The sequence below is a fragment of the Streptomyces sp. NPDC059524 genome (assembly GCF_042749255.1).
In the GTDB taxonomy this organism is placed as follows: domain Bacteria; phylum Actinomycetota; class Actinomycetes; order Streptomycetales; family Streptomycetaceae; genus Streptomyces; species Streptomyces xanthii.
Genome location: NZ_JBHYTK010000107.1, coordinates 1 through 5562, shown reverse-complemented (window position 1 = coordinate 5562; position 5562 = coordinate 1). Strand labels below are relative to the sequence as shown.

Here is a 5562-nt window from a genome sequence, read left to right as displayed (position 1 = left end):
CGCCCCAACAATCCACTCCATCCTACCCCCCCCCCCTCCCCGGCGCCCCCCCCCGGGGGCGGCCCCCCCCTTCGGCGTTCATGTGAAGCGCCGCGCCCCTGAAGGCGTCACGACCGCGTCCACCGCCTTGTCGTGCTCCTCCGTGGGCACCTCGTCGAGGACCTCGCGGTCGTAGAGCAGCACCACCAGGTCGGGCCGGACACCGGCGGCCTCCAGGCGGGCCAGGACGCGGTCGTACGAGCCTCCGCCCCGGCCGAGCCGCTTCCCGCGCGCGTCCACGGCGAGGCCGGGCAGCAGGACGACGTCGGCCTCCAGGACGGCGTCGGGGCCGAGCCGCGGCCCCGCGGGCTCCAGGAGGGCCATCTTGCCCGCGTGTTCGACACGGGCCAGCGAGCCGGGTCCCTCGTAGGCGCCCCAGTCGAGGTCGTTGTCGGCGAGCAGGACGGGCAGCAGGACGCGGGTGCCGCGGGCCCGCAGGGCGTCCAGGAGGGCGCCGGTGCCGGGCTCGCCGCCGACGGACACGTACGCGGCGACCGTGCGGGCCGAGGCGAGCGCCTCCAGCTCCAGGGCGCGGCGGGCGAGAACCGTCTCCGTCTCCCGCACGTCATCCACAGTCAACGCTCTCCTCACCGCGAGGAGCTCTCGTCGCAACGTGCGCTTGTCAGGGTGAGCGCCACGCGGGTCACTCGGTCGCCGGCTCATGGGCTGACTCATGTGCGGTTCGCAAACCTCTCTTTATCCACGCGTATATGGACCATCAAAGCGGACCCACAGATTCCGCCCATAGTCGCCGGATATGGTGACGGGCATGACTGACTCGCACACCAGGATCACCAAGGCTGTCATCCCTGCCGCGGGCCTCGGCACCCGGTTCCTGCCCGCCACCAAGGCGACTCCCAAGGAGATGCTCCCGGTGGTGGACAAGCCGGCGATCCAGTACGTGGTCGAAGAGGCCGCCTCCGCGGGTCTCGACGACGTACTCATGATCACGGGCCGCAACAAGCGCCCGCTCGAGGACCACTTCGACCGCAACTACGAACTGGAGTCCGCCCTCCAGAAGAAGGGCGACGCGGGCCGCCTGGCCAAGGTCCAGGAGTCCAGCGACCTGGCCACCATGCACTACGTCCGCCAGGGCGACCCCAAGGGCCTGGGCCACGCCGTCCTGTGCGCCGCCCCCCACGTGGGCGACGAGCCCTTCGCGGTCCTGCTCGGCGACGACCTCATCGACCCCCGCGACCCGCTCCTCGCCCGCATGGTCGAGGTCCAGGAACGGCACGGCGGCAGCGTCATCGCCCTCATGGAGGTCGAGCCGTCCCAGATCCACCTCTACGGCTGCGCCGCGGTCGAGCCCACCGGCGACGGCGACGTCGTGAAGGTCACCGACCTCGTGGAGAAGCCCGAACCGGCCGACGCCCCGTCCAACTACGCGATCATCGGCCGCTACGTCCTGGACCCCCACGTCTTCGACATACTGCGCAAGACCGAGCCCGGCCGCGGCGGCGAGATCCAGCTCACCGACGCCCTCCAGCAGCTCGCCGCGGACGAGAAGGTCGGCGGCCCCGTCCACGGCGTCGTCTTCAAGGGACGCCGCTATGACACCGGCGACCGTGGAGACTATCTGCGGGCCATTGTCAGACTCGCGTGCGAACGTGAGGACCTGGGCCCCGACTTCCGGACCTGGCTTCGCAGTTACGTCACCGAGGAGATGTAGGACCTTGAGCAGCGCGACCACGCCCTCCAGCAGTCACGGCCACCTCTGGTCGGTCGACGAGCACCTGGAGGACATCCTCAGCACCGTCCACCCGCTCGACCCCATCGAGCTGCAACTCCTCGACGCCCAGGGCTGCGTGCTCGTCGAGGACGTGACGGTGCCGGTCTCGCTGCCCCCGTTCGACAACAGCTCGATGGACGGCTACGCGGTGCGCGTCGCCGATGTCGCGGGCGCGAGCGAGGAGTTCCCCGCCGTGCTGACCGTGATCGGCGACGTCGCGGCCGGCCAGTCCGAGCAGCCCACGGTCCGCCCCGGCCAGGCCGCCCGCATCATGACCGGCGCCCCGCTGCCGCCCGGCGCCGAGGCCGTCGTCCCCGTCGAGTGGACCGACGGAGGGCTCGGCGCGGGCCCCGTCAGCACCATGACGGCCCACAGCGCCGCCCCGGAGGGCGCCTCCGGCGCGGTCCGCGTCCACCGCGCCGCCCAGGAGCGCGCGCACGTCCGCGCGCGCGGCAGCGACGTCAAGGCGGGCGACCGCGCCCTCTCCGCCGGCACCGTGCTCGGCCCGCCGCAGATCTCCCTGCTCGCCGCGATCGGCCGCGGCACCGTCCGCGTACGCCCGCGCCCGCGCGTGGTCGTCGTCTCCACCGGCAGCGAGCTCGTCCAGCCCGGCGAGCCCCTGGCCCAGGGCCAGATCTACGACTCGAACAGCTTCGCCCTGACCGCCGCCGCGCGGGACGCCGGAGCCATCGCCTACCGGGTCGGCGCGGTCGCCGACGACGCCGAGACGCTGCGCTCCACGATCGAGGACCAGCTGATCCGCGCCGACCTCGTCGTCACCACGGGCGGCGTCAGCGTCGGCGCGTACGACGTCGTCAAGGAGGCGCTCTCCGCTATCGGCGACCCCGACGACGAGGACGGCATCGGCGCGGGCAGCGGCGTCGAGTTCCGCAAGCTCGCCATGCAGCCCGGCAAGCCGCAGGGCTTCGGCTCCATCGGCCCCGACCACACCCCGCTGCTCGCCCTGCCGGGCAACCCGGTCTCCTCGTACGTCTCCTTCGAGCTGTTCGTGCGCCCCGCGATCCGCACCCTCATGGGGCTGCCCGCGGGCCAAGTGCACCGGCCGCAGGTCCGCGCGAAGCTCACCGCCGACAAGGCGCTGACCTCGCCGGCCGGCCGCCGCCAGTTCCTGCGCGGCGCCCACGACCCCGCGACCGGCACCGTCACCCCGGTCGGCGGCGCCGGCTCCCACCTCGTCGCCGCCCTCGCCCACGCGGACGCCCTGATCGTCGTCCCCGAGGCCACCACCTCCGTGGAGCCCGGCACCCAGGTCGACGTCGTGCTGCTGAGCTGAGCGTCTGCCCTCCCCTCCGGGCCGCGCGGTAGCGTGTCGCGCACAAACTGTCCGGCGCGCCGCACCGCGCACGGCTCGGATCGGGAGCGCCACAGCACCATGAGCACTTCGCAGGACCGACTGACCCACATCGACGAGGCGGGCGCCGCCCGCATGGTCGACGTGTCGGAGAAGGCCGTCACCGCGCGCACGGCCCGCGCCAGCGGGCGGGTCCTCGTCTCGCCGCGCGTGATCGAACTGCTGCGCGGCGAGGGCGTTCCCAAGGGCGACGCCCTCGCGACCGCCCGCATCGCGGGGATCATGGGCGCCAAGCGCACCCCCGACCTCATCCCGCTGTGCCACCCGCTGGCCGTCTCCGGGGTGAAGCTCGACCTGTCGGTGGCCGACGACGCGGTGGAGATCCTCGCCACCGTGAAGACCACGAACCGTACGGGCGTCGAGATGGAGGCCCTCACGGCGGTCTCCGTCGCCGCGCTCACCGTCGTCGACATGATCAAGGCCGTCGACAAGGGCGCCGTCATCTCGGACGTGCGCGTCGAGGAGAAGACGGGCGGCAAGTCCGGGGACTGGCACCGATGAGCGACACGTACCGCGCCCTGGTGGTCACGGCGTCCAACCGCGCCGCGGCCGGCGTCTACGAGGACAAGGGCGGCCCCCTGATCGCCGCCGGACTCGGCGCGATGGGCTTCGCCGTCGAGGGCCCCCAGGTCGTCCCGGACGGCGACCCCGTGGAGGCCGCGCTGCGCGCCGCCGTCGAGGCCGGCTACGACGTCGTGGTCACCACCGGCGGCACCGGCATCTCGCCCACCGACCGCACCCCCGAGGCCACCGCCCGTGTCCTGGACCGGGAGATCCCGGGCATCCCGGAGGCGATCCGCGCGTACGGCCGGGAGAAAGTGCCCACGGCCGCGCTCTCCCGTGGCCTCGCGGGCCTGGCCGGGCGCACACTGATCGTGAACCTGCCGGGTTCGAGCGGAGGCGTGAAGGACGGGCTCGCCGTCCTCGGGCCGCTGCTCACGCACGCCGTCGACCAGATCCGCGGCGGCGACCACCCCAGACCCGACGCCGGCCCGGACGACGGGCCGGACGCCGGGCCCGATGCCCACGCCCCCGGGGGTGCGCACTGAACAGCCCGTCCTGGCCCGTGGTCCTGGCGGAGGGCGATGTCGTCCTGCGTCCCATAAGGCTGCGCGACCAGCGCGCCTGGCGCGAGGTGAACCGGCGCAACCGCGACTGGCTGCGCCCCTGGGAGGCGACGATCCCGCCGCCCACGCCCAGCGGCCCGATCACCCACCGCCCGACGTACCGTCAGATGGTCCGCCACCTGCGCGGGGAGGCGAACGCGGGCCGGATGCTGCCCTTCGTCATCGAGTACCAGGGCCGTCTGGTGGGCCAGTTGACCGTCGCGGGGATCACCTGGGGCTCGATGTGCGCGGGCCACGTCGGCTACTGGGTCGACGAGTCCGTGGCCGGGCGCGGCGTGATGCCCACGGCCGTCGCGCTCGCCGTCGACCACTGCTTCCGCACGGTGGGCCTGCACCGCATCGAGGTCTGCATTCGCCCGGAGAACGGGCCGAGCCGCAGGGTCGTGGAGAAACTCGGATTCCGCGAGGAGGGCCTGCGCCCCCGCTATCTCCACATCGACGGGGCCTGGCGGGACCATCTCGTGTTCGCGCTCACCGCCGAGGAGATCCCCGAAGGGCTCCTGAAGCGGTGGCGGCGCGAGCGGCGCAGCAAGACCGCAGGTCCGAGCGGCTCGAACATGCTCGACCCGGGCGCCCCCTCGAAATGAAATAAGTGTTCGAAATTGATCGCGGATCGACCGCCGGAGGCATTAAATTCCCGCCCCGGGCGGCCGGTTGATCGCATCAGTCGCAAAAAATGCTCGAAATATCAGCCAGATCGTGCGACACACCGGCCCAATTGGCGGATGGCCTCACGCAAACCCCTCTACGGTGTGAGGCGTGAGCAGCAGCGGCCTCATCTACGCAGTCATCGTCGGGGCCTGGGCCGCCTACTTGGTGCCGATGTGGCTCCGTAGGCAGGACGAGCTGAACGAAGCCCGTCCGACGGAACGCTTCAGCACCGCCATCCGGCTTCTCTCCGGCCGGGCGGGCATGGAGCGCCGATACGCCAAGGACCTGCAGGCGCGCCCGCCCGAGGCGGACGAACGGCCCGGCGCCCCGGCCGACCCGGACGCGACCACCGACGCGGTGGACGTCCGGGCCTTCGTCGCGCCCGCGGCAGGGGAGCGCAAGCCCCCCGCGCGGCGCCGCGCCCCCGAACCCGAACCGGCGCCCGAGCCGGAGCCGGCCGCCGAGCCGGAGCCGGAGGCGGCCCCGCACCCGGCCCGCCCCGCGCGCGACGGCGCCGCCGCGGCCGCCCCGGCGCGCGCCCGCCGCCCCAAGGTGCGCGCGCGCCCCCGCCGCCCCCCCGGGCGCCGGTTCGCCGCGGGCTCCCACGGCGCCCGCGTCGCCCGCGTCGGTGGCGGGGCCGG

6 protein-coding genes and 1 pseudogene are annotated in these 5562 nt (G+C 73.5%); 6 read left to right on the top strand and 1 reads right to left on the bottom strand.

Annotated features, from left to right (window positions below):
- Positions 1-78: 78 nt before the first annotated feature.
- Positions 79-702, bottom strand: a complete 624-nt coding sequence (locus ACFW9D_RS26110; protein ID WP_384625452.1) for a 5-formyltetrahydrofolate cyclo-ligase — start codon at positions 700-702, stop codon at positions 79-81.
- Positions 703-808: 106 nt separating this feature from the next.
- On the opposite strand from ACFW9D_RS26110, the gene galU reads away from it, so the two are divergent.
- The 6 genes and pseudogenes from galU to ACFW9D_RS26080 all read left to right on the top strand — a co-directional run.
- Entirely contained in the window at positions 809-1711 is a 903-nt protein-coding gene (gene galU, locus ACFW9D_RS26105; RefSeq protein ID WP_188338404.1) for a UTP--glucose-1-phosphate uridylyltransferase GalU, read from the top strand.
- 4 nt (positions 1712-1715) lie between these two features.
- Positions 1716-3065, top strand: a complete 1350-nt coding sequence (glp, locus tag ACFW9D_RS26100; RefSeq protein WP_384625449.1) for a gephyrin-like molybdotransferase Glp — start codon at positions 1716-1718, stop codon at positions 3063-3065.
- A gap of 99 nt (positions 3066-3164) precedes the next feature.
- A complete protein-coding gene (gene moaC / locus ACFW9D_RS26095; protein ID WP_384625446.1) occupies positions 3165-3644 on the top strand; it encodes a cyclic pyranopterin monophosphate synthase MoaC in 480 nt (159 codons plus the stop codon).
- Positions 3641-4192: a molybdenum cofactor biosynthesis protein B gene (locus ACFW9D_RS26090; RefSeq protein WP_188338407.1), complete on the top strand. Its 552-nt coding sequence runs from the start codon at positions 3641-3643 to the stop codon at positions 4190-4192. The genes moaC and ACFW9D_RS26090 overlap by 4 nt, the downstream gene beginning before the upstream one ends.
- 17 nt (positions 4193-4209) lie before the next feature.
- Positions 4210-4857 (top strand): GNAT family N-acetyltransferase, encoded by a 648-nt coding sequence (locus tag ACFW9D_RS26085; RefSeq protein ID WP_384625443.1) that lies wholly within the window; start codon positions 4210-4212, stop codon positions 4855-4857.
- A gap of 172 nt (positions 4858-5029) precedes the next feature.
- Positions 5030-5562: pseudogene (locus ACFW9D_RS26080) on the top strand (hypothetical protein); the annotation flags it as partial.

What these genes read in the sequence shown, in the direction of transcription:
- ACFW9D_RS26110 (WP_384625452.1), bottom strand. Translation starts at nt 702, where the DNA reads ATGAGCCGGCGACCGAGTGACCCGCGTGGCGCTCACCCTGACAAGCGC.
- moaC (WP_384625446.1), top strand. Translation starts at nt 3,165, where the DNA reads ATGAGCACTTCGCAGGACCGACTGACCCACATCGACGAGGCGGGCGCC.
- galU (WP_188338404.1), top strand. Translation starts at nt 809, where the DNA reads ATGACTGACTCGCACACCAGGATCACCAAGGCTGTCATCCCTGCCGCG.
- ACFW9D_RS26090 (WP_188338407.1), top strand. Translation starts at nt 3,641, where the DNA reads ATGAGCGACACGTACCGCGCCCTGGTGGTCACGGCGTCCAACCGCGCC.